The 21,385-nt window shown below is 28.2% G+C and carries 20 protein-coding genes; 6 read left to right on the forward strand and 14 right to left on the reverse strand.

From position 1 onward, the window contains the following. Positions 1-3 precede the first annotated feature (3 nt). The gene (locus ACTT88_RS05925) at positions 4-3,126 is read left to right on the forward strand and encodes an efflux RND transporter permease subunit (protein WP_440908384.1); all 3,123 of its coding nucleotides are present in this window, start codon (positions 4-6) and stop codon (positions 3,124-3,126) included. Here ACTT88_RS05925 and ACTT88_RS05930 read toward each other — a convergent pair. Both ACTT88_RS05930 and ACTT88_RS05935 read right to left on the reverse strand, forming a co-directional pair. After that, positions 3,123-3,722, reverse strand: a complete 600-nt coding sequence (locus ACTT88_RS05930) for a transglycosylase SLT domain-containing protein (RefSeq protein WP_440908385.1) — start codon at positions 3,720-3,722, stop codon at positions 3,123-3,125. The two genes, ACTT88_RS05925 and ACTT88_RS05930, sit on opposite strands and share 4 nt — an antisense overlap. Continuing rightward, the gene (locus ACTT88_RS05935; protein ID WP_440908386.1) at positions 3,703-4,098 is read right to left on the reverse strand and encodes a VanZ family protein; all 396 of its coding nucleotides are present in this window, start codon (positions 4,096-4,098) and stop codon (positions 3,703-3,705) included. The genes ACTT88_RS05930 and ACTT88_RS05935 overlap by 20 nt, the downstream gene beginning before the upstream one ends. A 45-nt stretch (positions 4,099-4,143) precedes the next feature. On the opposite strand from ACTT88_RS05935, the gene ACTT88_RS05940 reads away from it, so the two are divergent. Further along, on the forward strand, positions 4,144-4,851 hold the full coding sequence (locus tag ACTT88_RS05940) for a 2,3-bisphosphoglycerate-dependent phosphoglycerate mutase (protein WP_440908387.1): 708 nt from the start codon (positions 4,144-4,146) through the stop codon (positions 4,849-4,851). Here ACTT88_RS05940 and ACTT88_RS05945 read toward each other — a convergent pair. From ACTT88_RS05945 to polA, 7 genes are read right to left on the reverse strand one after another with little or no spacing between them, the layout of a single operon-like run. Beyond that, positions 4,829-5,518, reverse strand: a complete 690-nt coding sequence (locus ACTT88_RS05945) for a sugar phosphate nucleotidyltransferase (protein ID WP_440908388.1) — start codon at positions 5,516-5,518, stop codon at positions 4,829-4,831. The genes ACTT88_RS05940 and ACTT88_RS05945 overlap by 23 nt on opposite strands. Before the next feature lie 4 nt (positions 5,519-5,522). Then, the gene (locus tag ACTT88_RS05950; RefSeq protein WP_440908389.1) at positions 5,523-6,467 is read right to left on the reverse strand and encodes a phosphotransferase; all 945 of its coding nucleotides are present in this window, start codon (positions 6,465-6,467) and stop codon (positions 5,523-5,525) included. 16 nt (positions 6,468-6,483) lie between these two features. After that, positions 6,484-6,930 (reverse strand): tRNA (adenosine(37)-N6)-threonylcarbamoyltransferase complex ATPase subunit type 1 TsaE, encoded by a 447-nt coding sequence (gene tsaE, locus ACTT88_RS05955; RefSeq protein WP_440908390.1) that lies wholly within the window; start codon positions 6,928-6,930, stop codon positions 6,484-6,486. Then, positions 6,914-8,200 (reverse strand): adenosylhomocysteinase, encoded by a 1,287-nt coding sequence (ahcY, locus tag ACTT88_RS05960; RefSeq protein WP_440908391.1) that lies wholly within the window; start codon positions 8,198-8,200, stop codon positions 6,914-6,916. Before ahcY ends, tsaE begins: the two co-directional genes overlap by 17 nt. A gap of 42 nt (positions 8,201-8,242) precedes the next feature. Continuing rightward, on the reverse strand, positions 8,243-9,784 hold the full coding sequence (locus ACTT88_RS05965) for a sensor histidine kinase (RefSeq protein WP_440908392.1): 1,542 nt from the start codon (positions 9,782-9,784) through the stop codon (positions 8,243-8,245). Next, the gene (locus ACTT88_RS05970; protein ID WP_075484256.1) at positions 9,784-10,491 is read right to left on the reverse strand and encodes a response regulator transcription factor; all 708 of its coding nucleotides are present in this window, start codon (positions 10,489-10,491) and stop codon (positions 9,784-9,786) included. Before ACTT88_RS05970 ends, ACTT88_RS05965 begins: the two co-directional genes overlap by 1 nt. A gap of 50 nt (positions 10,492-10,541) precedes the next feature. After that, entirely contained in the window at positions 10,542-13,316 is a 2,775-nt protein-coding gene (gene polA / locus ACTT88_RS05975; protein WP_440908393.1) for a DNA polymerase I, read from the reverse strand. A 114-nt stretch (positions 13,317-13,430) separates the two neighbouring features. Here polA and ACTT88_RS05980 point away from each other — a divergent pair, with 114 nt between their 5' ends. Next, positions 13,431-13,982, forward strand: a complete 552-nt coding sequence (locus tag ACTT88_RS05980) for a biotin transporter BioY (protein WP_440908394.1) — start codon at positions 13,431-13,433, stop codon at positions 13,980-13,982. Here the strand turns inward: ACTT88_RS05980 and ACTT88_RS05985 are convergent. Then, entirely contained in the window at positions 13,975-14,538 is a 564-nt protein-coding gene (locus ACTT88_RS05985; RefSeq protein ID WP_075505213.1) for an ActR/PrrA/RegA family redox response regulator transcription factor, read from the reverse strand. The two genes, ACTT88_RS05980 and ACTT88_RS05985, sit on opposite strands and share 8 nt — an antisense overlap. A gap of 168 nt (positions 14,539-14,706) precedes the next feature. Here ACTT88_RS05985 and ACTT88_RS05990 point away from each other — a divergent pair, with 168 nt between their 5' ends. From ACTT88_RS05990 to speB, 3 genes are read left to right on the forward strand one after another with little or no spacing between them, the layout of a single operon-like run. Further along, a complete protein-coding gene (locus tag ACTT88_RS05990; protein ID WP_440908395.1) occupies positions 14,707-15,891 on the forward strand; it encodes a type III PLP-dependent enzyme in 1,185 nt (394 codons plus the stop codon). Further along, complete coding sequence (locus ACTT88_RS05995) at positions 15,891-16,934, forward strand: 1,9-bis(guanidino)-5-aza-nonane synthase (protein ID WP_440908396.1); 1,044 nt, start codon at positions 15,891-15,893, stop codon at positions 16,932-16,934. Before ACTT88_RS05990 ends, ACTT88_RS05995 begins: the two co-directional genes overlap by 1 nt. Positions 16,935-16,936: 2 nt before the next feature. Then, a complete protein-coding gene (speB, locus tag ACTT88_RS06000) occupies positions 16,937-17,812 on the forward strand; it encodes an agmatinase (RefSeq protein ID WP_440908397.1) in 876 nt (291 codons plus the stop codon). Here the strand turns inward: speB and ACTT88_RS06005 are convergent. From ACTT88_RS06005 to ACTT88_RS06020, 4 genes are read right to left on the reverse strand one after another with little or no spacing between them, the layout of a single operon-like run. Continuing rightward, a complete protein-coding gene (locus ACTT88_RS06005) occupies positions 17,809-18,363 on the reverse strand; it encodes a queuosine precursor transporter (protein ID WP_440908398.1) in 555 nt (184 codons plus the stop codon). The two genes, speB and ACTT88_RS06005, sit on opposite strands and share 4 nt — an antisense overlap. Continuing rightward, on the reverse strand, positions 18,363-18,674 hold the full coding sequence (gene rpmB, locus ACTT88_RS06010; RefSeq protein WP_023854682.1) for a 50S ribosomal protein L28: 312 nt from the start codon (positions 18,672-18,674) through the stop codon (positions 18,363-18,365). The genes ACTT88_RS06005 and rpmB overlap by 1 nt, the downstream gene beginning before the upstream one ends. 52 nt (positions 18,675-18,726) lie before the next feature. Then, positions 18,727-19,779, reverse strand: coding sequence for a quinone-dependent dihydroorotate dehydrogenase (locus ACTT88_RS06015; RefSeq protein ID WP_440908399.1), 1,053 nt, complete (start codon positions 19,777-19,779; stop codon positions 18,727-18,729). Beyond that, complete coding sequence (locus ACTT88_RS06020) at positions 19,779-21,341, reverse strand: lysine--tRNA ligase (RefSeq protein WP_440908400.1); 1,563 nt, start codon at positions 21,339-21,341, stop codon at positions 19,779-19,781. Before ACTT88_RS06020 ends, ACTT88_RS06015 begins: the two co-directional genes overlap by 1 nt. Between the last annotated feature and the right edge of the window lie 44 nt (positions 21,342-21,385).

The following is a 21,385-nucleotide window of genomic DNA, read 5'->3' on the forward strand; positions in this document are numbered from 1 at the left end:
TAAATGTATATAACTGAAGTTAGCATTAAACGACCTGTTGTTGCTTGGGTTATGTCTTTGATATTAATAATTTTTGGTATTTTTGTCTTTTTAGAATTGCCAGTACGAGAACTTCCAGATGGTATACAGCCCCCAGTAGTTCAAGTTCAAACCGATTATAAATCTGCTTCTGCAGAAATCGTTGATGAAGAAATAACTCAAAAATTAGAGGATGTAATTGGAGGCGCTGAAGGTATCAAAAATATTGACTCAAGTTCTCTCAATGGAAGAAGTAGGATTAATATTCAATTCAACACAGACATTGATTTAGATGATGCAGCTAATGATATTAGGGAAAGAGTTGCAAGAGTTGTAGATAATTTACCAAGTGAGTCAAACCCTCCACAAATTTTAAAACAGGCAGCAGGTTTTACAACTACAATGTGGGTAGCATTATCATCCCCAACCTGGGATGATCTAGATCTTGGTGATTATGCTGAAAGATATCTAATAGATGCATTTTCAAGCGTACCAAACGTAGGTCGAATTTTAGTTGGTGGATTAAGAGAGCTTAGTGTTAGAGTTTGGATAGATCCAATAAAATTAGCTGCAAACAATCTTACAATTCAAGAAGTTGAAAGAGCTCTTAGAAATGAGAATATAAATCTTCCAGCTGGAACCTTAGAAGCTAATAACAAAGACTTAACTTTAAACATTGATAAATCCTATTCTAATATTGATACTATTAAACAATTGCCACTTAAAAAAAATAAAGAAAAAGTTATTATTTTATCTGATGTGGCTAATATAGAGTTTGGACCTGTTTCAGAAAAAACTTTATTTAAAGCACAAAGAAAAAATGCAGTAAATTTAAAAACTGTAGGAATTGGAATTTATGCAAAAAGTGGTGCATCAACGGTAGAGCTTTCTAAACAAATAAAAATTAAAATTAAAGAACTTAACAAATCCTTACCTGATGGATTAAAGTTAGAAATAGCATTTAACAGAGCGACCTACATTGGCGCAGCAATTGAAGAAGTATATAAAAGTTTAGTAATTGCATTCGTACTAGTTGTTTTAATTATTTATCTTTTTTTAGGTAACCTAAAAGCTGTAATAGTTCCTGCGGTTGCTTTACCAGTTAGTCTTATTGGATCATTTCTCGGGTTATATATATTTGATCTATCAATTAATATTTTTGTATTACTAAGTTTTATTCTAGCAATTGGTATAATCACTGATGACTCTGTAATCATGACTGATGCGATCTATACAAGAATTGAAAATGGAGAAACACCTTTAGTGGCTGCTTACAAAGGTTCTAAACAAATTACATTTGCAATTATTGCAACAACTTTAATTCTTATAGCAGTATTTTTACCTTTAATTTTTATTAAAGGAATATCAGGAACTTTGTTTAAAGAAACAGCAATAGCCTTATCTTTTTCAATTGTTGTATCTTCTTTTGTGGCATTAACATTATCTCCAATGCTAGGAAGTAAATTTTTAAACAAAAAAGAAAAAATTAATTTCTTCGTAAAAAAATTCAATAATGGATTTAAATCTTTTACAGGATTTTATGTAAACTCTCTTAAATATTGGGTGAATAAACAAAAAACTATTTCAATATTTATAATTTTAATTATAGCTACTTCAGCTTATTTGTTTAGTTTTTCCAAAAAAGAATTAATACCAATTGAAGATAGGGGTGCTTATTTAATTATTGGGTCAACTGATGAAGGAAGTTCATTTGAATATACCCAGGAAAAAGCGCAAATAATTGAAGGAAGAATATTAAGATTATTGCAGGCAGAAGACAGTCCCTATGCAAGACTAATCATGAGAGTTCCTGGTTTTGGAAGATCTGCAACGTCTTATAACAGTTTTATAATTATTGCATTACTTGATGAATGGAAAAATAGAGAAAAAGGTAGTCAAACAATATTAAGAGAAGCAATTGGACAAGTGGTTTCTGTGCCTGAAACTTTTGCGTTTCCAATTTCTCCACAGTCAATAAGAGTATCTAGTTACAATAAGCCTGTTCAAATGGTGATATATGGATCGAGCTACGAAGAATTAGAAGAAATTCAAAATAATATCTTAAGAGAATTAAGAAAAAATAGAAATATGTCTAGAATTGAAAGTGATTATACAAAAAATAAACCTGAGGTTAAATTAATCACCAATAAAAACAGAGCAAATGATTTGGGAGTTTCTACCGAAAATATAGGTAGAACTTTAGAAACTCTTTATGGAGGAAAAAGAGTAACAACTTTTAGTAAAGAAGGAAGAGAATACCCAATTATTTTACAACAATATTTAGCAGACAGAAGAGATAAAGATGGGTTGTCAAAAATTTTTGTTAGATCTGAAACAACTGGTAAACTTGTATCTGTTGCAAGTTTAGTTGAGTTTAAAGAGAAAGGCACTGCTGAAGCGCTTCCAAGATACAATCGTCAAAGAGCAGTTACAATTTCTGCTGCGCTTGCAGAAGATTACACTCTAACAGAGGCTATAAAATACCTGGAAGATGTCATGATTAGAGTTGCTCCTCAAAATCAAATCACTTGGAAAGGAAAATCTGAAGAGTTAAAAGAAACAACAAATGAAATATACTTAATTTTTGCTCTTGCTTTGTTAACTGCCTATTTAGTAATGGCAGCAACATTTAACTCTTTTGTTCATCCATTTATTATTATTTTAACAGTTCCACTAGCTGTATTTGGTGGATTAGTATTTATTTTATTTTTAAATAGTTCAGTAAATATTTTCTCTCAAATCGCTTTAATAATACTGATTGGTATATCCACAAAGAATAGTATTTTGATTGTAGACTACACAAACCAGATAAGAACTACCGGTGTTAAAATTCAGGACGCTATAATTAAAGCTTGCCAACTTAGAATTCGACCAATCATAATGACCTCACTTAGTACAATGATAGCAATGCTTCCATTAGTTATTGGTAATATTGGCCCAGGAGCAGGTGAAGGCTCTAGATTAGCTGTGGGTTCTACAATTTTAGGAGGAATGATTATTTCAACCTTCTTTACTTTGTATGTAACTCCAACAATGTATTTAGCTCTTGCAAAAAATACTAAGCGAATTGATGCAGTTGATATTGAATTAAAAAAACAGCTAAATTAAAAAATAATATATTTTGACGTTGATAAAGAATTTTTACATTCTGATAATTGTTGCTTATAAATATTTGATTGCTTCTCGACTCTTTTGGCTAGATTAATAACTTTTTTATTTTTTTTATAATTCTTATAGTTACCCCACCCTTCATGATAAGCAATATACTGCTTGAAAGCATCTTTTTTTGAAACTTTTAAAATTTTTTCAGTTTTATTAGTATACCAACCAATAAAATCTACACTGTCTTTAAATCTTGTCCTAGCAGCAAGCTTATTCCCAGTTTCTTCTTTATATTGTTTCCACGTTCCTTTTACAGCCTGTGAATACCCGAAAGAACTTGATGGTCTCTTGTAAGGCACTACTTTAAATAATTTCTGTCTAGGAGGTTTTGCAAATCTATTAAAACTGGATTCCATTTTTATAATTGCAAGCTGTAAATAAACTGGAGTTCCCCATTTTTTCTCAGCTTTTTTTGCATGTTTATACCACATGTATCTTTCATTAAATATAGAACAACTATCTGCTGTATTTTTTGGAACAGACGAGCAACCAGAAATAAAAATTATTAAAATAAATAAATAATTAATTTTTAAAATTTTCATTTTTTTTAAAAAAGTAAAATATAATTATGGCTATAACTACACCTGCTAGATTTCCAAACAAATCCGAAAATTCAAAACTTCTATTAGGCACAAAGTATTGTAATACCTCAAGTAGAATAGATAAAAATATTAAATAAATACTTAAAATATTAAATTGATTATTTTTTCGGTAAGTTAGAAAACCAATAATTGAGAGAACTATATATGCATATAAATGATTTGTGGAAACAATATAATTTGCAGTTATTTGAGGTTGGATTTTACAATCATTGTAAATATAACAGCCAAGTAAACTACCTGGGAACAAATACAAAATAATTAGAATGAAATTACATAAGTAAAAAATAAATTTATATTTTGAAAAATAATTAATCATTAATAATATAGTTTTATTTATCAAATTGATTTAAAAGATAAACAAATGAGTTATTTAATTTTAGTAAGACACGGTCAAAGTGTGTGGAATCTTGAAAAGAAATTTACTGGATGGGTTGATGTAGATCTGACAGAAAATGGAAAATCAGAGGCAAAAAAAGCTGGTGAATTAATAAAACAAGAAAAAATTGAAATTAATCTTTATTACTCCTCTTTTCAATTGAGGGCTAAAAATACTTTAAAAATTATACAGAAAGAATTACAAGATTTTAAAGAAGTAAAGAGTGCATGGGAATTAAACGAGAGACATTATGGAGCTCTGACAGGGTTAAATAAAGATGAAATGAAAAAAAAACTTGGAGAAGAAAAAGTTCATCAATTTAGACGTTCTTGGGACCTTAGACCCGACCCTTTAGATAAAAAAAATCCATATCACCCACTAAATATTGAAACATACAAAAATATTCCTTTAGAAGAAATTCCTGATACCGAGTCCCTAAAAGATACATATGAAAGAGTAATAAAGTTTTATTGTAACGAGATAGAACAGAAATCAAGTGAAAATATTCTTATTTCTGCTCATGGAAATTCCATTAGAGCTCTTTGCAAATATTTGTTTAATTTAAATAACAATGAGATCTCTAAACTTGAAATTCCAACAGGAAACCCACTTTTAGTTGAATTAGAAAACAACATAATTTCTAATTGCAAATATCTTGATCAAGAAAGAGCTAAAGATCTTTTAGTTTTTTAAAAATATCCAGATCGGTTAAATGATAAAAATCTTTTTGGCTTTCATAACCAAATAATTTTTTTTGATCTAATAAATTATTCCAAATTTCCAAAATTGAGTAATTTTCTATTTTCTCTTTAATAAATAATTTTTTATTAATTATTTGACATCCAATATAAATAAATTCTTTCTCAATTTCTTTGTTAATTAAATTATTTTTTAAATTAAAATCACCTTTTAACTTTTTATCAAAACTAAATTTTTTATTTACTAAAAGAAGAATGTTTTCTAATTTTTCAGAAAAATATATTTTTTCCATTTTTAATATCTCATCTTTATAGTCATTACTCCAGATTGTATCTGGATTAAAAATTATAAAATCTTTTTCATTAGAGTCTTTAATCATATTTTGAATACCTCCCCCTGTATCTAAAATTTGCTCACCATCCTCGATTATTTTAATATCAATATTGAAATTTTTACTGTTTAAAAAAACTGAAAATTGATCCTTTAAATAAAAAGTATTTATTAAGATTTTTTTAATACCTAGTTTTTCGATTAAATTAATACATCTCTCCAGCATACTTACATCTTTAATCTCTAATAAGGGCTTAGGAGTATTTAAAGTAATTGGGTTTAATCTCTTACCAAAACCTGCACATAAAATTAAGGCTGTATTTATTTTCACAACTTCACCTTATAAATTTTGGAAAATTATTTTTTAATAGCAACATCAAATTTTTAAATTGATTTTGCTCTTTAATTCTATGATTAATCAATTCCCAAGCGTAAGGAATTAATTTAAGATATTTTTTTTTATTATCTCTTTCAGCTAAACGCATAAATATACCGATTATTTTGAAATTCCTTAAAACAGATAATATTTCAAAATCTTTTTTAAATTTTTCCAAATCAATTTTTTTATTTGTTTTGATGTAAAATTTAAATACTTTCTCTTTCAGTTCATTAGATGTTTTTAATCTTACATCGTCAATTAAAGATGCTAAATCGTAAGCTCTATTACCTATTAGTGCATCTTGACTATCTATTACTGCAATTTTTTTATTGTAATACATCAAATTTGAAACATGAAAATCTCTATGAACAAATGTAACATTTTTATAATTTAATTTTGATAATAATTTTTTTATCTCTAATCTAAATTTTTTTTTAAATTGAATACTTTTAGATTTAGACAATATCTTTGGTGCATACCAGTCACAAAAAAGTTTAGTTTCATCAAACAAAATTTTGTTTTTATATTCTTGAACTTTATATAATTTGTTTTTAAAATTTTTTACTTTTTTATCTTTTATTAATTGTATTTTATTTAAAATTTTTATTATCTTTTTAAAAATGACATATTTATTATTCTTTTTGTTTTTTAAAATTTGAAACAAAGTTTGATCTCCGAAGTCATTTATTTCTACATAATTATTAATGTAATTTTCACTTATTAGATTTGGTGCTAAAATTTTATTTTTAATTAAAATTTTATTTATCGCATCATAAATTAAAAGATTTTTTAACTTTTCTTTCTTGGATATTACAATAATAGATTTATTGTCTCTGTTTCTATAAAATTCTCTAAAAGACGCATCACCTTTTATTTTTTTTAATTTTGCTAAGCTTTTCATCAAAATAGGTTTTAATTTAAACTTTTATATCTACAGATCTATCATTTAATTGATTTAAATAATTAAATGTTAAAGTTATAAATTTTATATCTTTATCATCAATCAATTGCGGCCATTCTATAAGTGTTATTAATTTATTATCTTTTTCAAAAATATCTAAATTATTGATATCTTCTTTCCTATTAATTCTAAATAAATCATAATGTTTTATTCTTATATCTTTAACTTGATACTCATTTAATAAACTAAAAGTAGGGCTTGTAATTTCTGTTTGTGTTAAATTATTTATTTTTTGATACTCATTTATAAAATATTTAACAAAGGTTGTTTTACCAACACCCATCTCTCCATATAAAAAAACAAACTCGCCGCCTTTAAGATATTTTGTAAATTCTTTAGCTAATTCTTTAGTTAACTTCTCTGAAGTGATATCGATTGTGCTATCTTTAATAGCGATAGGCATCTGGTTTGAAAGGACCTTCTGTTCCAACACTTATATAATCTGCTTGCTCTTTTGATAATTTTGTTAGTTTTGCCCCAACTTTTTTTAAATGCAAAGTTGCTACTTTTTCATCTAAATGTTTTGGAAGTACATAAACTTTATTTTCATAATTTTTATGATTGTGCCAAAGTTCTATTTGAGCAATAACTTGATTAGTAAATGATGCACTCATTACAAAACTTGGATGTCCAGTTGCACAACCAAGATTAACTAATCTTCCTTCAGCTAAAAGAATAATTCTTTTACCACTAGGCAACTCTATTTCATGCACTTGAGGTTTTACTTCAGTCCACTTATAATTCTTAAGAGCCTCAACTTGTATTTCATTATCAAAGTGACCAATATTACATAAGATGGCTCTATCCTTCATATCTCTCATATGATCTGCAGTAACAATATCTTTGTTACCTGTAGCTGTTACAACGATATCCGCTCTACTTATAGCCTCCTCCATCAAAACCACTTCATAACCTTCCATTGCAGCTTGAAGAGCGCAAATTGGATCTGCCTCTGTAACTAAAACTCTAGCTCCACTTTGTCTTAAAGATGCAGCACTTCCTTTTCCAACGTCCCCAAAACCAGCAACAATAGCAATTTTTCCAGACATCATTACATCAGTAGCTCTTCTTATCCCGTCTACTAAACTTTCTCTACATCCATATAAATTATCAAATTTTGATTTTGTCACAGAATCATTCACGTTTATTGCTGGAACCAAAAGGGATTTATCTTTTTCCATTTTATTTAGTGCTTTAATTCCAGTGGTAGTCTCTTCTGAAACACCCTTAATATCTTTCATTAAATCCTGATACTCGTTATGCATGATAGCTGTTAAATCTCCACCGTCATCTAATAACATGTTAGGCCTCCAGTCAGGTTTTCCAACTATAGTTTGTTTAATGCACCATAAATATTCCTCTTCTGTTTCACCTTTCCAGGCATAAACAGGGACTCCAGCCTTTGCAATTGCAGCAGCTGCATGATCTTGAGTTGAAAAAATATTACAAGAAGACCATCTTACTTCAGCACCTAATGCAACTAAAGTTTCGATTAGTACAGCTGTTTGAATTGTCATATGAAGACATCCTATAATCCTTGCGCCCTTTAATGGTTTATCTTTAGAATACTCTTCTCTTAAAGCCATTAAACCAGGCATTTCACTTTCAGCTATTGATATTTCTTTTCTACCAAATTCAGCTTGAGCAATGTCTTTTACTTTATAATCTTCCATGGCAAGCTTTATACAGCTAAGTATTTATTTATCAAGAAATGATTAAACATTGGGAAATCTTATCTCTATCATTGCCCCTTCTTTATCAATACGATTAGATGCTACAATTTCACCATCGTGGAGTTCAACTAAGTTTTTTACTATATTTAAACCTAAGCCTGAATGTTCTCCAAATTTTTCAGGTCTATTACTATAAAATCTTTTAAATATTCTTGATGTGTCTTTTTCTTTAAATCCTTGTCCTTCATCAAGAATTTTGATTGATATTTGATTTTTTCCATTAACAGAAACATCAACAAAAACATTAGCGCCGTTTTTACTAAATGATATTGAGTTATCTAATAGGTTTGCAATGATTTGTTCAATTCTGTTTTCAATACCATTTATTAAATATTTATCTTTTCCGTCATTTTTATATTCAATTTTAATTCCTTTTTTCACTTGATGAATATTATTATAATCATCAACAACAGATTGAATAATAGGTTCAATATCAATTTTTTTCATTTTTTCTTTACTTAAAGCAACTTCATCCTTTAACATTTGCGAATAATCTGTAATCAATCTTTCTATTCTTTGAACGTCATGACTAAGTATATTCAATAATCTATTTCTTTGTTCGCTATCATTTGTGTCTTGTAAAATTTCAGATGCACTTTTTAAAGATGCTAATGGATTTCTAATTTCATGAACTAAATCTGTTGAAAAGTTTTCTGCATGCGTAACTCTATTTTGAAGCTCATTTGTCATATCCTCTAAAGAATTTGATAAAAGTCCCAATTCGTCATTTCTTTTTTTAAGATTTTCAATACCTGGTTTAATTTGACTCTTTTCTTTAATACGAATTGTATATCCAACAAGATTTTGTATTGGTTTAATAAAATATCTGCTCAACACAAAAGAAAAAATTAATATTACAAATCCTACGGATATAGCTGTTCTTATTACAAATGCTTTTCTCTCATCTATCGCTGTCTTTATTTCATTAGCATTTTCTGTAATAGCTACATAACCAAGATTAATTTCATTCTTTGTAACATTCTTAATTGTTGTTACATTAAATTGATTAAAATCTTCTTGCGTAAATGTGTAAGGATCTCCTAAATTTTCAGAACTAGAATAATTTTTTAATATATCTTTGAATGAAACAGGTTTTTTTTCATCAATTTTTATATTTTTTTCCTCAATAGTTTTTTCAATTTCTTCATTATCTAAACTTTCAAATTCAATTTTATCAAGTCTAGTAGAGAATGATCTTGGATCAAGATCTAAAGTATCAGTGTCTCCAATAAGGTTTAGTTGGTCATCAAAAAATATTACTCTATCTAAATTCTGAAAAATAAACCTCGTAGAAAATAAAAATCTTCTAATATCGTCAGATTGGAATTTTACATCTAGTCTTAAAATATTATCAATAGTGTTGTTAATAATGTTTGTGTGATTTTGAGATTTTTTTTTTATTAAACTTGGTTGAATATTATTTAAATATATGAATGTAAATAGTCCAATAATTGTGAAAATTACAAAATTTATAAATAAAAATTTTTTTAATATAGAAAGAGTTTTTAAGTATTTACTAAACATTAGCTAACATTCCATCTATATCCACTACCATACCTAGTTTCAATAGCTGAAAAATCAGGATCTACTTTTTTAAATTTTTTTCTAATTCTTTTTACGTGACTATCAATAGTTCTATCCTCAATATCAGTGTCCTCTCGGTAAGCTATATCCATTAGCTGAGCTCTTTCTTTAATTATACCAGGCCTCTTTGCTAATTCTTTAACGATTAAAAACTCAGTTGTCGTCAATTTATCAGGCAACTGTTTTCCATTCCATTCGCACTCGAGTTGAGATGGATCTAATTTTAATCTTCCATGAGATATCAGGCTTTTATTTTCCTCAAGAATATTATTTGAATCTTTTTTTCTTAACTGCACTCTAATTCTTTCAATCAAAACTTTTATAGAAAAACCTCCTGATTTTTTTACAAAATCATCTGCACCCAGCTTTAGACCTAACAACTCATCAATTTCATCATCTTTAGATGTTAAAAAAATTACTGGTAAGGAAGTTTTTTTTCGAAGTTTTTTTAGTAATTCTTCTCCATCCATCTTAGGCATCTTTATATCTATAACTGCTAAGTCAGGTGGCATTCTGGTTAGGCCGATTAATGCGCTTTCACCATCAATGTATGTTTGAACTTTAAAACCCTCTTTTTCTAATGCGATACTTAAACTTGTTAAAATATTTCTATCATCATCTATTAAAGCTATTGTCTGTTTTTGCATAAATTAGTTTAAAAATACTAAATTGTCCTAATTTGGGCAATGTTATAAATTTAATGCAACATACCCCAATTATCTCCAACATTAATATCAACTGTTAAAGGAGTTGAAAAAGAATGATAATCACTCTGAGCCACACTGGTCATTTCCTTCTCAATTAATTTAATCATTACTTTTTCATCTTTTTTTGGAATTTCAAAAATTAATTCATCATGAATTTGTAAAAGCATTTTTGAATTAGAATTTTTTTCCTCTGATAATTTCTTATCTAATCTTATCATAGCTAATCTCATTACCTCAGAGGCAGAACCTTGAATGGGTGCGTTAATTGCAGCACGTTCTTGAAAATTTCTTACATTAAAGTTTTTGTCATTAATTCCATTAAAATGAGATCTTCTTCCAAATATATTATTAACATATCCACTTTTCCTACAAAATTTAATTGTATTATCCATATAAACCTTAATTTCTGGAAACTTTGCAAAATATGAATTTAAAAATTCCTCAGCTTCATAATTAGATACATTTATTTGCTTAGCTAATCCATATTGCGAAATTCCATAAATAATTCCAAAATTAATAGCTTTAGCCTTTCGTCTGTGGTCTTGATTAACCTTTTTAATATCAATATTAAATATTTGGCTAGCTGTTAAAGAGTGGATATCTTCTTTATTTTTAAAAGCTTTTTTTAGTTCTTTTACATCTGCCAGATCTGCTAAAATTCTCATCTCAATTTGATTATAATCTGCAGAAATAAGTAAATGATCTTTTTTTGCTTTAAAAGCTTTTCTTATATCTTTTCCATCTTCTGATTTAATTGGTATGTTTTGTAAATTGGGATCACTTGATGCTAGTCTTCCGGTCGTTGTAGCAGCCAGCAAAAACGAAGTATGAACTCTTTTTGTATTTGGGTTTAAATGTTCGGGTAAAGCATCTGAATAAGTATTTTTTAATTTTGAAACTTGCCTCCAGTCTAAAATTAATTTTGGAAACTCATGACCTTTAAAGGCTAAATCCTCTAAAACACTTGCACTTGTTGCAAAACTTCCTTTTTTAGTTTTCTTTAATCCAGCTATTTTCAAGTCATTATAAATTATTTCACCTAATTGCTTTGGTGATGCGATATTGAACTCTTTTTTAGAAATTTTAAATACTTCTTTTTCAAGTTTTTGGATTTTTTTTTCAAATTTAGATGAAAGAGATTTTAAAAACTTACTATCAATTTCAACTCCCTCAATTTCCATAAATGCAAGAATTTTAATTAATGGCTTTTCAAAAATTTCATAGATATTTATCATTTTTTCAGATTTTAAATTTTTGATAAATTTCTTGTATAATCTAAAAGTAACATCGGCATCTTCAGCAGCGTAATCTTTTGCTTTATCTAATTCTACTTCGCTAAAATTAATTTCTTTCTTGCCTGTGCCTACCATGTCTTTAAAAGAAATAGTTTTATGTCCTAAATGAATTTCTGATAAAGTATCCATATTATGTCTATTTTTTCCTGCATCTAAGACATAAGACATCAGCATTGTGTCTTCCATTGATGAAAGCGTTATTCCACACTTATAAAATACGATAAAATCAAATTTTATATTTTGACCTATTTTTTTTATACTTGGATCTTCTAATACTTTTTTTAATTTTTTAATTACTGCATCTTTTTTAAGACACTTGGGTGACTTGTGACCAACTGGTATGTAACATGCTTTTCCAATTTTAGAACAGAGAGAAATGCCCACTAAATCTGCTTGGTGAGGATCTAATGAGGTTGTTTCTGTATCAACAGCAACTTCACCAACCTCTTCTGCCTCATCTATCCATTTATCAATTTCATCTAAGCTATTAATTAAGTAATAATTTTTATTATTTATCGTTTGTTGTTTTTCTAGATTTTGAGTTTCAATCTTGTTACTTTCTAGTTCAGGTTCTCCATAAGCAGAAATTGCAGAACTTAACAACCTGTTAAATTCCATTTCTCTTAAAAATTTATATAATTTATCTTTATCTATATTTTGCAATTTAAATTCACTTAACTCTCTATTAACAGGAGAGTTATGATCCAGTGTTACAAGTTTTTTGCTTATTAATGCTTTATCTTTATTATCTATTAATGTTTCTCTTCTTTTATTTTGCTTAATCTCATGAGCAGATTTTAGTAAATTTTCTAAAGTGCCATATTTGTTTATTAGCTCTGCAGCTGTCTTAACACCTATCCCTGGGACACCGGGAACATTATCACTACTATCTCCTGCTAAAGATTGTACATCAATAACTTTTGAGGCATCTACTCCAAATTTTTTTATAACATCATCATCAGTTATAAATTTGTTTTTCATGGGATCAAAAATTCGAACCCCTTTTTTGTAAAGCTGCATTAAATCTTTATCTGATGAGACAATTGTAACCTTTGCACCTATTTTAAGAATTTGATCAACATATGTGGCTATTAAATCATCTGCTTCATAATTAGGAAGATCCACAGATGGCAAATTAAATGCCAGGACTGATTTTCTTATATATTCAAATTGTGGAGCTAAGTCGTCAGGCGCTTCAGATCTATTAGCTTTATAATCACTATAAATTTCATTTCTGAAAGTTTTTCTTGCTGAGTCGAATATTACTGCAAAATGTGTTGGTTTTTGCAAGTTTTGATTGGATTTTGAATCTTCTAATAATTTAAATAACATACTGCAAAAACCACTTACAGCACCTGTTGGAAGACCATCACTTTTTCTACTCAATGGAGGCAAAGCATAATAAGCTCTAAAAATATAACCAGAGCCATCAATCAAATAAAAATGATCTGTTTTTTGAATTTTATTCATGAAGTAATATTAAATATTATAATGATAATATAATCTGTATATAAAAAAATTTACTTTCAATTATTATAACAATTATAAGTAGATTATTTTTTATATTTTGAGTATTATTTAACAATGGAATTAACAAAAAATCTCTCACAAGCTAAACTATTTAAATCTCTGGTTGTTATTGTTCTTGGTTCAATAGCACTAACTATATCTGCAAAGATCAAAATTCCTTTCTATCCAGTTCCTATGACTATGCAAACATTTGTTGTATTATTTTTAGGAATAAGTTTAGGACATAAAATTGCACTAGCTACAATTGGTCTGTATTTAATTGAAGGAATTGCAGGGCTTCCCGTATTTTCAAATTCTCCTGAAAAAGGTGTTGGATTAGTTTACTTTACAGGGCCAACTATGGGTTACTTAATTGGTTTTTTAACAGCTTGTTACTTAGCTTCTAAAATTAATATTGATGATAATTTTTTCGTTGTTTTATTTAAGTTAATTATCGCAACTTCAACAATTTACATTTTGGGTCTAATTTGGCTTGGGACATTGATTGGATGGGATAAGCCAATTTTTGCTTTAGGTGCAAAACCGTTTCTATTAGCCGAGATTTTTAAAATTATGCTTTTAGCTCTTTTGACTAAGCAAATAATTAAAATTAAAAAATTTATCTAGGTGATCTTTTAGAAAGAATTCTTTGAAGAGTTCTCCTGTGCATTTTAAGTCTTCTGGCTGTTTCTGAAACATTCCTATTACATAACTCGAAAACTCTATGTATATGTTCCCACTTAACTCTGTCAGCCGACATGGGGTTTTCTGGTGGGGCAGCTTTTTTTGATGGATCTGCCAATAATGCTTTCTCTACATCTTCTGCATCAGCAGGTTTGGCTAAATAATCTATAGCACCTTCTTTGATTGCAGCTACTGCAGTTGGAATATTTCCATATCCAGTTAACATGATAATCCTACTATCACTATTTGAAGACTGAATTTCTTTTACAACTTCAAGTCCATTACCGTCAGCAAGCCTTAAGTCTACAACCGCAAAACCAGGTTTTTTAGTTTTTACAGATTCAACTCCCTTTTGCACACTCTCAGCTTGAAAAACTTCAAATCCTTTTTTTTCCATCGCTCTTGCTAAACGCTCACGGAAAGGATTATCATCATCGACGATTAATAATGATTTATTCTCAAAATCGCTTAAATTCTGTAGTTTTGCTTCTTCTTTCATGAACCTCATATAGGGTCTCTGCAAAATATTACAATATATGAATTTTACGCATTTCTGGCTTGAATTATTTGCTTTACATTAGTGCTGCTTACTTTTATATGCGAAAAATATTAAAGTTTTTGTAAAAAAGACTTTTTTTTTATTAAATTTTTTTTGGAGGCATTTAAAATGCAAAAATTTAAATCAGTTGAAGAATTAGTAAATCAACTGAAACCTGAAAAACCAGTATACTGTATAAGAAAAAATTCCATAAAATCTGCTGTTAAATTTTTCTTAAACAAATTTCCAGGTAAAGTTTTATATGCAGTCAAAACCAATCCACACCCTGAGATAATCAAAACAATCATAGAAAGTGGAGTAGAACAATTTGATGTTGCATCAATTGAAGAAATTAAAAATATTAGAACTTTTAGCAAAACTGCTAAATGCTCTTATATGCATACTGTAAAAAGTAGAGAAAGTATAAAAGAAGCATATTTTAATTATGGTGTAAAAACTTTTTCATTAGATACTAAAGATGAACTGATTAAAATAATTGAAAGTACAAATAATGCTGAAGATTTAGAATTATTTGTAAGAGTTGCTGTTTCCAATGAACATGCAGAAATTGATTTATCTAAAAAATTTGGTGCTTTAACATCAGAAGCAATAGGTTTGTTAAGACTTGTAAAACAGCATGCTAAAAAGATTGGTTTAAGTTTTCATGTTGGCTCACAATGTATGCATCCTATTTCTTATGCGAAAGGAATTAGTGAAATTGGGAATATAATTAAAAAAACCAAGATAATTCCAGATTATATTAATATAGGTGGAGGTTTCCCTACAATCTATCCTGACTTAATTCCACAATCTTTAATTAGTTATTTTAATGAAATAAATAAGAGTTTAGAAAATTTAAAACTTGAAAAACTTCCTGAAATTATTTGTGAGCCTGGTAGAGCTATAGTTGCAGAAAGTGGCTCAACAGTTGTAAGAGTTAATTTAAGAAAAAAACAAAAGCTTTATATTAATGATGGTACCTATGGTACTCTTTTTGATGCAGGTACACCTAACATTGTATTCCCATCTAGAATGATTAAAGAAAATTCTAACAAAATAATTTCAAAAAAATTAACTGCTTTTGATTTCTTTGGACCTACATGTGATAGCATGGATTATATGAAAGGTCCTTTTTTGCTTCCAAATAATATTAAAGAAAATGATTATATCGAACTTGGTCAACTTGGTGCATACGGATTGACATTTAGAACTCAATTTAATGGTTATTACTCAAATGAAATTTACGAAGTTGAAGATAATCCAATAATGACAATGTATGATAAAGACGTTAATAAAGCTAACATGGTAGCTTAATGTCGAGTCAAAAAAATCCAGGTCATAACAGTAAAAGAGATTTCTTAAAAAATCCTGTTGAACACATCGATATAACTTCTTTTGATAGTAGAAAAATTATTTCCTCAATGGAAAAAATGTCATTTGTTTCTAGAGAAACAGCTAATGCTGCTAATATTTATAACGAGATGCTTAAAGATAAAGATTGTACAATTTTCCTTACCTTAGCAGGCTCTACTTCGGCAGCTGGATGTATGAATATTTATAAAGATTTAGTTAAATATAATATGGTCGATGCAATTGTTGCAACAGGAGCCTCTATAGTAGATATGGATTTTTTTGAAGCTCTTGGTTTTAAACATTATCAAGGTTCACAATTTCAAGATGATACTGAACTGAGAGACAACTATATAGATAGAATTTACGATACCTACATAGATGAAGAAGAGCTTCAAATGTGTGATAAAATTATATGTGAAATCGCTAATAACCTAGAGGCGAGAAGCTATACTTCAAGAGAGTTCATTTATGAAATGGGCAAATATTTAAAAAATAACTCAAAGAAAAAAGACTCTTTAATTGAAACCGCTTTTGACAACAATGTTCCTATTTTCTGCCCTGCTTTTACTGACTCGAGTGCAGGATTCGGATTAGTTATGCATCAAGAACAAAATCCAAAAAAACATATAACAATAGACTCAGTTAGAGAATTTAGAGAACTAACAGAAATTAAAATTAAATCTAAAGATTCTGGATTATTTATGATTGGTGGTGGTGTGCCTAAAAACTTTATTCAAGATACTGTTATTTGTGCTGAACTATTAGGAAAAAATGTAGACATGCATAAATATGCTGTTCAAATTACTGTTGCTGATAGTAGAGACGGAGCTTGTAGCAGCTCCACATTAAAAGAAGCAAGTTCATGGGGAAAAGTAGATATTACAAAAGAACAGATGGTGTTTGCAGAGGCAACTAGTGTTTTACCATTGATAGCAAGTGATGCTTATCATAAGGGTGAGTGGAAAAACAGAGAAAGAAAAAACTTTACAAAAATTTTTGAATAAAATTGAAATATCTATCAAATAAAAACGGGTTTTTAGGAATTGATAATAAATTTAGCTTTAAAGAAAAAGCTGTGATTGTTCCATTTGGATTAGAAAAAACTGTCAGTTATGGGGGAGGAACAAGAAATGGACCTAAAGAAATCATAAAAGCATCACATCAAGTTGAGCTATATGATGAAGAACTTAATTGTGAACCTTATAAAAAAATAGGTATTAAAACTTTAAAACCATTTAAAATTGATAAAAATATTAAAAAAGCACTTAATAAAATCTCAAATATTAATAGAGAAATTTTAGATAAAAAACTTTTCCCAATGACTTTAGGTGGAGAGCATTCAATAACTCCTGGATGTATTGTTCCTTTTACTAAAAAATATAAAAACATTTGTCTCTTACATTTTGATGCTCATGCAGATTTACGTCAAAGTTATAATGGAGAAAAATTTTCCCATGCCTCAGCAATTAGAAGGTGTCTAGATTATAAAAATGTTTCTTTAATTTCATTTGGGATAAGAAACATTTCAGAAAGTGAAATCCCATTTTTAAAAAAAAATTCTTCAAGAATAAATATTTTTTGGGCAAAAGATAAAAAAAAATGGAATTTATCTAAATTTAAAAAACTGATTAAAAACAAAACTGTTTATCTTACATTTGATGTAGACGGATTAGATTCAAGTATTATGCCTGCAACTGGTACACCTGAACCAGGAGGACTTTTGTGGGACGAAACATTAGATATAATAAGAATTGCAGCTAAAAACTCCAAAATTGTTGGTGCAGATATTAATGAACTATCTCCAATTAAAGGATTTAATTCTTATAATTTTCTTGTTGCAAAATTAGCTTACAAAATTTTGTCTTATAAATTCTTATATTAAACTTTAATTGGTTTAATAGTTTTCAGTAACATTCTGAATGGTATCAACATTATTATAGCAACTAAAATTTTTACCGCTAAATCTCCAAGAGATAAAGTAACCCAAGGCACCCCTGTTGCATAAAATGATATTGAGAAAAATAAAAATGTGTCGACTGTTGATCCAATCAAAGATGAAGTAAGTGGTGCAACAAACCACTCTTTTTTTCTTAATCGATCAAAAATTTGAATGTCCAACAATTGAGCAGTAATAAAAGCAACCCCTGATCCAATTGCAATTCTAACTGAGATTAAATCTGCAAAATCAGTTGAGAATAACAATGTAAATATAATTCCTATTAAAAACCCCAAATATACAATTTGCCTTGCTAATAATTTTCCATACGACCTATTTGCTAAATCTGTTATTAAAAAAGCTATTGGGTAACTAAAAGCTCCATAAGTTAAAATCTCATTTAATCCAAAATAGTTGATAGGGAACTGAACTAAATAATTAGAAGATAGTACAACAATACCCATCATTATTGACAGGGTGATAAATAATTTGTTCATTAAGCTGATTTAGCTACAGGTTTTTTTTTAAAAGGGGATTTAATTAAAACTACTTTTTTTAACTTTTTTAATCTAGGAGATAAATTTTTATTTTTTACAGTTTTTAAAAATTCATCAAAACTGCCTTTTTTGTCAACTGACCTCACACCTGAGTTACTTACAGTAAGTTTTAAACTTCTTCCAGTAAGCTCACTTGTAAATTTTACTTTCTTTAGGTTAGGTAAAAATCTTCTTTTAGTCTTGTTGTTAGCATGACTAACATTATGACCTTTCATTGGAATTTTACCGGTAAGTTCACATTTTTTTGACATAATAACAGTGCCTATATAAGGGGAGATATTGAAGGCGTCAAGTTTAATACATTTAAGAAACAGTTTTATTTCCCACAATTTCTGTGAAATTTTTGACACCATCTCTTATCAGTAATTCTTTTAGGTCTTTTTTAATCATCCCAGCAATATTGGGTCCTTGGAATACCATGCCAGTATAAAGTTGAACATAATCTGCTCCCAATAAAAACTTATCATAAGCTGATTTACCAGAATCAACACCACCTACTCCTATTATTTTAATTTTACCTTTAATCAAATTGTAAAATTTACTTATTAAAAGATTTGATTTTTTTTCAATAGGTTTTCCAGATAAACCACCTTTTTGATGTCTCTGTATATTTTGAAGTGTTTCTCTAGAAGCTTCGGATGTATTTGAAATTATTATTGCACTTATATCATTTTCTAAAAGTATTTCTGAAATTAATTCAATTTGATTTTCATTAATATCTGGTGAAATCTTAACAGCTATAGGAATTTCAGTTTTTAATTGTTTTTTTTTCTCTGAGATAGATGTTAATAAATCTTTTAATTTATTCTCATCATGAAAGTTTCTTAGATTTTCAGTATTTGGCGAAGAAATATTGATTGTAATATAATCTGCAACTTCAGAAAATTTTTCTAATCCAATTAGATAATCATTCAATCTGTCATTAGAGTCTTTGTTTGGACCTACGTTTACACCTAGTACACCTATTTTTTTATTAGATTTTATTCTGTTTAATATTGTATCTGATCCATGGTTGTTAAAACCTAACCTATTAATTAATGCTTGATCTTCTACCAATCTAAACACTCTTGGTTTTTCATTTCCATATTGTTTTAATGGTGTAACCGTACCTACTTCAACAAATCCAAAGCCCAATTTAAATAAAGGGTTATATACCTCTGCATTCTTATCAAAACCTGCTGCAATACCTATAGGATTATCAAGATTTTGATTAAATAATTTTGTTTTTAAAATAGGATCACTTTTGTTTTCATCAAATATATTTGAAACTAGATTGAGTTTGAGTGATTGAATTGCTAAAAAATGTGCTCTTTCAGGATCTATTTTAAATATTAAAGATCTTAAGTTTGAATACATTATTTCAATTTACTAATTATCAATTCTTTAGTTTCGTTAACACCAAAAAAACTTATAAAAAAACCCATTCTAGGTCCATTTTCATCTCCAAACACCACTTCATAAATTAACTTAAACCAATCTCTTAAGTTTTCAGCATACCCATTTTCTTTGCCTGTTGAATAAATTAAGGTTTGTATATCTTCTGGAGACATCTGATCATTACATTGTTCTAAAGTTTTAACTAAAGCTTGTAGAGCTAATTTTTCATTTTCAGATGGTTGTTTATATTTTTTTTGAGCCTTAATAACATCATTAAAATACTTGATTGCATAACCAACTAGTCCATCAAAAATTGGAAAGTTTTTTTCATGAATGTTAGATTTATATTTTTTAACAAACTTCCATAATAAGTCTTTGTTATCAGCATTGCTTGTTTCAACTAAATTCAACAACATAGAAAAAGACATGATCATTTCTTCTTTTGGAATGTGTCCATTATGAACATGCCAAACAGGATTCATTACTAATTGTTGTTCAGTTTGTTTTTTTGATTTTTCAATATTATCAAGGTACTCATCTACAGCTTTTGGCACTATTTCTTTATAAAGTTTTTTTGCTCTTTTTGGATTTTGATACATGTATAAAGATAAGCTTTCAGGTGAGGCATATTTTAACCACTGGTCGATAGTAATACCGTTTCCTTTTGATTTTGAAATTTTTTCACCCTTTTCATCAAGAAATAATTCATAAGCAAATCCAGATGGATTTTTTTTACCAATTAAATTTATAATTTTAGTTGATAAAATTGCACTCTCAATAAGGTCTTTTCCATACATTTCAAAATCTATATCTAGAGCGTACCATCTCATTGCCCAATCAACTTTCCATTGTAATTTACAATTTCCATCCAAAATACTACACTCTAATTTTTTACCCTTATTATCAAAAATTATTTTAAAATTTTTTTTATCAATTTCTATAACTGGAATTTCGAGTACATGACCTGTATCTGGACAAATAGGTAAAAAAGGGCAGTAAGTTTGTTGACGTTCTTTGCCTAAAGTTGGTAGTATAATGTTCATTATACCATCATAATTTTCTAAAATAATTTTTAAAGTTGGGTTGAAAAAACCACCTTTGTATAAAGATGTTGAGCTTTTGAAAGTGTATTTAAAATTAAAACTATTTAAAAAATCTTTTAACATTTCGTTATTATGTTCTCCAAAACTTGTAAATTTTTCAAATGGATCTGGAACTTGTGTTAATGGTTTATGTAAGTTTTCGTTTAGTAATTCCTGATTAGGAACATTATCAGGAACTTTTCTCAAACCATCCATATCATCAGAAAAAGTAATTATTTCTGTTGGTAGATCTGTAAGTTGCTTTAAGGCATTAACCATCATTGAAGTCCTTGCAACTTCGCCAAATGTTCCAATATGCGGAAGGCCACTTGGACCATATCCTGTTTGAAGAGTAATTTTACCTTTTTTATCAATAAATGATTTTCTCTCACGAAGCATTTTTTTTGCCTCAACGAAAGGCCAAGCACTTGTTTTGTCTAAAATTTCTTTTTTAATCACGAATATATCTTTTATAAAAATCTTAAATTGGCGATTTTATTAAT

Origin of the sequence: Candidatus Pelagibacter sp. (assembly GCF_052046145.1) — a bacterium.
In the GTDB taxonomy this organism is placed as follows: Bacteria; Pseudomonadota; Alphaproteobacteria; order Pelagibacterales; family Pelagibacteraceae; genus Pelagibacter.

Bases quoted from the DNA above. Each gene is read 5' to 3' on its own strand.
- ACTT88_RS05925 (WP_440908384.1), top strand. From the start codon at position 4: ATGTATATAACTGAAGTTAGCATTAAACGACCTGTTGTTGCTTGGGTT.
- ACTT88_RS05930 (WP_440908385.1), bottom strand. From the start codon at position 3,722: ATGAAAATTTTAAAAATTAATTATTTATTTATTTTAATAATTTTTATT.
- ACTT88_RS05935 (WP_440908386.1), bottom strand. From the start codon at position 4,098: ATGATTAATTATTTTTCAAAATATAAATTTATTTTTTACTTATGTAAT.
- ACTT88_RS05940 (WP_440908387.1), top strand. From the start codon at position 4,144: ATGAGTTATTTAATTTTAGTAAGACACGGTCAAAGTGTGTGGAATCTT.
- ACTT88_RS05950 (WP_440908389.1), bottom strand. From the start codon at position 6,467: ATGAAAAGCTTAGCAAAATTAAAAAAAATAAAAGGTGATGCGTCTTTT.
- tsaE (WP_440908390.1), bottom strand. From the start codon at position 6,930: ATGCCTATCGCTATTAAAGATAGCACAATCGATATCACTTCAGAGAAG.
- ahcY (WP_440908391.1), bottom strand. From the start codon at position 8,200: ATGGAAGATTATAAAGTAAAAGACATTGCTCAAGCTGAATTTGGTAGA.
- ACTT88_RS05965 (WP_440908392.1), bottom strand. From the start codon at position 9,784: ATGTTTAGTAAATACTTAAAAACTCTTTCTATATTAAAAAAATTTTTA.
- ACTT88_RS05970 (WP_075484256.1), bottom strand. From the start codon at position 10,491: ATGCAAAAACAGACAATAGCTTTAATAGATGATGATAGAAATATTTTA.
- polA (WP_440908393.1), bottom strand. From the start codon at position 13,316: ATGAATAAAATTCAAAAAACAGATCATTTTTATTTGATTGATGGCTCT.
- ACTT88_RS05980 (WP_440908394.1), top strand. From the start codon at position 13,431: ATGGAATTAACAAAAAATCTCTCACAAGCTAAACTATTTAAATCTCTG.
- ACTT88_RS05985 (WP_075505213.1), bottom strand. From the start codon at position 14,538: ATGAAAGAAGAAGCAAAACTACAGAATTTAAGCGATTTTGAGAATAAA.
- ACTT88_RS05990 (WP_440908395.1), top strand. From the start codon at position 14,707: ATGCAAAAATTTAAATCAGTTGAAGAATTAGTAAATCAACTGAAACCT.
- ACTT88_RS05995 (WP_440908396.1), top strand. From the start codon at position 15,891: ATGTCGAGTCAAAAAAATCCAGGTCATAACAGTAAAAGAGATTTCTTA.
- ACTT88_RS06005 (WP_440908398.1), bottom strand. From the start codon at position 18,363: ATGAACAAATTATTTATCACCCTGTCAATAATGATGGGTATTGTTGTA.
- rpmB (WP_023854682.1), bottom strand. From the start codon at position 18,674: ATGTCAAAAAAATGTGAACTTACCGGTAAAATTCCAATGAAAGGTCAT.
- ACTT88_RS06015 (WP_440908399.1), bottom strand. From the start codon at position 19,779: ATGTATTCAAACTTAAGATCTTTAATATTTAAAATAGATCCTGAAAGA.